Origin of the sequence: Fulvimonas soli (assembly GCF_003148905.1) — a bacterium.
Classification (GTDB): Bacteria; Pseudomonadota; Gammaproteobacteria; order Xanthomonadales; family Rhodanobacteraceae; genus Fulvimonas; species Fulvimonas soli.
In genome coordinates, this window is record NZ_QGHC01000036.1 from 1 (window position 1) to 1,454 (window position 1,454).

At 59.5% G+C, this 1,454-nt stretch carries 4 protein-coding genes; 3 read left to right on the forward strand and 1 reads right to left on the reverse strand.

Going from position 1 to position 1,454, the window contains the following annotated elements:
* Nucleotides 1-92 precede the first annotated feature (92 nt).
* On the reverse strand, nt 93-356 hold the full coding sequence (locus tag C7456_RS16695; protein WP_109724930.1) for a helix-turn-helix domain-containing protein: 264 nt from the start codon (nt 354-356) through the stop codon (nt 93-95).
* Between C7456_RS16695 and C7456_RS16700 the strand changes: the two genes are divergently transcribed.
* The 3 genes from C7456_RS16700 to C7456_RS17395 are packed head-to-tail and all read left to right on the forward strand — an operon-like array spanning nt 346 to nt 1,383.
* A complete protein-coding gene (locus C7456_RS16700; RefSeq protein WP_109724931.1) occupies nt 346-579 on the forward strand; it encodes a hypothetical protein in 234 nt (77 codons plus the stop codon). The genes C7456_RS16695 and C7456_RS16700 overlap by 11 nt on opposite strands.
* Nucleotides 580-595: 16 nt before the next feature.
* Nucleotides 596-1,126 carry an RHS repeat-associated core domain-containing protein gene (locus tag C7456_RS16705; protein WP_109724932.1) on the forward strand — a complete coding sequence of 177 codons (531 nt, stop codon included), beginning with the start codon at nt 596-598 and terminating at the stop codon, nt 1,124-1,126.
* Complete coding sequence (locus C7456_RS17395) at nt 1,126-1,383, forward strand: hypothetical protein (RefSeq protein ID WP_211306352.1); 258 nt, start codon at nt 1,126-1,128, stop codon at nt 1,381-1,383. Before C7456_RS16705 ends, C7456_RS17395 begins: the two co-directional genes overlap by 1 nt.
* The last annotated feature ends 71 nt before the right edge of the window (nt 1,384-1,454 follow it).

Consider the following 1,454-nt stretch of genomic DNA (forward strand, 5'->3'; position numbering starts at 1 on the left):
GCCGCCAACCATCGCGCACAAACCGGCAACAACGCAGTACCCTCCAACCCCGGGCTTTATCAGTAATCACTGGTACGGCTGATGGGGGCAGGTCACTTGGGGCCGCGCTTGCCGTTGCGGCGCTTCGATGCCGCGCCGATGAGGTCTTCGACACCGACGCCGAGTTGATCGGCCAAGGTCGGTAGCGCGCCAGCCAGCAGGCGCAGGCGGCCGGCTTCGTAGTGCGCCAGGGTCTGCTGGGCCACGCCCAGCGCCTTGGCCAGTTGTACCTGGGTCAGCCCCTGCGCCTTGCGCAGCGTGGCGATGCGCTGGCCCAGTTCGACGTAGAAAGCGCGTTCGGTCGCGGTGACGGCCACGTGGAGTGCGGTGGCCTATGCGACCAGCTACCAGCTGGAGCAGGACGACCCGCAGAACGGGGCGAACATCGTCTACAACGGTTCGGGCACGTCGTGGACGCAGTTCGTGGTGGCGAACGGGACGGTGACGTACCGGGTGAAGGCATGCGGCAGTGCGGGATGTTCGACGTTCAGCGCGGCCAGCAATGGGGTGCAGCTGGAGTCGGGCGCGGGCGGCTTCTGAGCAGGGAGAGCGGACGGTGAAGCGGGCAAGCCTTTTCATCCTGCAGGCGGCGCTGGCGGTGCTGTGGAGCACGGTGGCGTTGGCCAAGACGGTGCACTACTACTACACGGACCCGCAGGGGACGGTGCTGGCGAAGACGGATGCAAGCGGTCACGTCCTCGTGCGGTCCGACTACCGGCCATACGGGAGTCCGGCGCAGGCGCAAGGGACACTGCCGGCGGGGCCGGGGTACACGGGGCACGTGAACGACCCGGACACGGGGCTCGTGTACATGCAGGCGCGGTATTACGATCCGGGGGTGGGGCGGTTCTTAACCGTAGACCCTGTAGATCCAACGGCGGCAAATGAGTTTAATTTCAACCGTTTTGTCTATGCGAATGGTAATCCAATAATCAACACCGACCCAAGTGGAATGGATGATTGTGGGCCACGCTGCATGGAGCATCGAGCGCAGTCCGATGCAATGAATTCATTTAGTGGCCTTGGGAGTGGGCTTGGCGGAGGGGCTCCAAAGGTGATCAAGATGGCGCTGCTGTTAATCAAGTAGTGGGTGGTTGCGATGCGCCTGAATGCAATGAATATAGGCAGACAAATCAAAAAATTCTTAATGATCAGGGGCGAGAGCTTTCAGATGCTGGCAAGTATGCGGTGCGTGCAGGAGCATTATGTTTTCTAGGCGATGGTATTGGTAAGTTTGCTGGTAAATTACTAGGGCGAATAATAAGATTTTTTGGTTCAAAAGATATTTCAATAAAATTTGGGCGAAATGCCAATCAGATACGACGTCCCCCCGCCTTTGAGTAGCACAGCGGTTTGGAGTCCAATCCCCCATCCGAAGGAGATTGGACGTGAAGAAGCGCTTTTCTGAAGAACAG